This window comes from Brevundimonas sp. UBA7838 (genome assembly GCF_002500885.1).
In the GTDB taxonomy this organism is placed as follows: Bacteria; Pseudomonadota; Alphaproteobacteria; order Caulobacterales; family Caulobacteraceae; genus Brevundimonas; species Brevundimonas vesicularis_C.
In genome coordinates this window covers 16,963-17,662 of record NZ_DLTK01000038.1, presented here as the reverse complement: position 1 = coordinate 17,662, position 700 = coordinate 16,963, and the positions used below count along the sequence as shown (strand labels likewise).

Genomic DNA, 700 nt, shown 5'->3' with positions numbered 1-700 from the left:
GCGCCGATCGACGGCGAGCCGGCCTGCCACGCCAACGGCGGCACCATCGGCTTTCACGCCAAGACGTCCGAGATGGTTCAGGCCTTCCATGACGCGGGCGTCGCGGCCGGCGGTCGCGCCATCGAGGACCCGCCCGGCGAACGCAAGGGCCCCTTCGGCCCCATGATCCTAGCCTATCTGCGCGATCCCTCGGGCAACAAGATCTGCGCCATGCACCGGGTGGGGTGAAGGGCATCAGCCGGCGGCTTGGGCCTCACGGTATCGCATGTCGCGCGGGCCATGTGCGGCGATGGTCGCACACTGGTCCGCGACGGCCTTTCGATAGGCCGGGCGATCCAGGCAGCGGTCGAAATAGGCCTGCAGCGCGGGATAGGCCTTTAACAGGTCCAGCGATGCGGCGATCTTCAGGACTGAACTCATCATCAGGTCGGCGACCGTGAAGGTTTCTCCGACCAGCCACAGACGGTCGCCCAGCGCGAGCTGGAGCTCGGATAATCGCTTTTCGGCGAAGGGCAGAACCTGCCGCCGCCGCGCCGCCTTGGCCGCTTCGTCGGGCAGGAAGAACTCGGCCTCGCTGACGTTGATCAGCGCGCCTTCGACGCTGTTCAAGGCGGCGAAATACCAGGTCAGAACCTGCGCTCGCATCACCGGATCGGACGGGATCAACACGCCCGCTCGTTCGGCGATGTCCCAGACGATG

Annotated in this window: 1 protein-coding gene and 1 pseudogene; one reads left to right on the top strand and one right to left on the bottom strand. The window is 66.6% G+C overall.

Annotated elements, in window-relative coordinates:
* Positions 1-228 (top strand): annotated as a pseudogene (locus B3T77_RS02695) (VOC family protein); the annotation flags it as partial.
* A 6-nt stretch (positions 229-234) separates the two neighbouring features.
* Here B3T77_RS02695 and B3T77_RS02690 read toward each other — a convergent pair.
* Positions 235-700 (bottom strand): glutathione S-transferase family protein (locus tag B3T77_RS02690; protein WP_292076971.1); only part of this gene is annotated, 466 nt, incomplete at its 5' end.